Raw genomic sequence first — 523 nt, forward strand, 5'->3', positions numbered from 1 at the left:
AGTCTTCGGACTTCTGTGAAGGTGCTGCATGGTTGTCGTCAGCTCGTGCCGTGAGGTGTCGGCTTAAGTGCCATAACGAGCGCAACCCTTGTGGTCAGTTACTAACAGGTAATGCTGAGGACTCTGGCCAGACTGCCATCGTAAGATGTGAGGAAGGCGGGGATGACGTCAAATCAGCACGGCCCTTACGTCCGGGGCTACACACGTGTTACAATGGGAGGTACAGAAGGCTGCGACCCGGCGACGGGCAGCTAATCCCAAAAGCCTCTCTCAGTTCGGACTGGAGTCTGCAACCCGACTCCACGAAGCTGGATTCGCTAGTAATCGCGCATCAGCCACGGCGCGGTGAATACGTTCCCGGGCCTTGTACACACCGCCCGTCAAGCCATGAAAGCCGGGGGTACCTGAAGTGCGTAACCGCAAGGAGCGTCCTAGGGTAAAACCGGTAATTGGGGCTAAGTCGTAACAAGGTAGCCGTACCGGAAGGTGCGGCTGGAACACCTCCTTTCTGGAGTGAAACCGA

Annotated in this window: 1 rRNA gene; it reads left to right on the forward strand. The window is 57.0% G+C overall.

The annotated features are described in order from the left end of the window. Nucleotides 1-508: ribosomal RNA gene (locus H3001_RS19235) — 16S ribosomal RNA — on the forward strand; the annotation flags it as partial. Between the last annotated feature and the right edge of the window lie 15 nt (nucleotides 509-523).

This window comes from Phocaeicola faecicola, assembly GCF_013618865.1.
Taxonomy (GTDB): domain Bacteria; phylum Bacteroidota; class Bacteroidia; order Bacteroidales; family Bacteroidaceae; genus Phocaeicola; species Phocaeicola faecicola.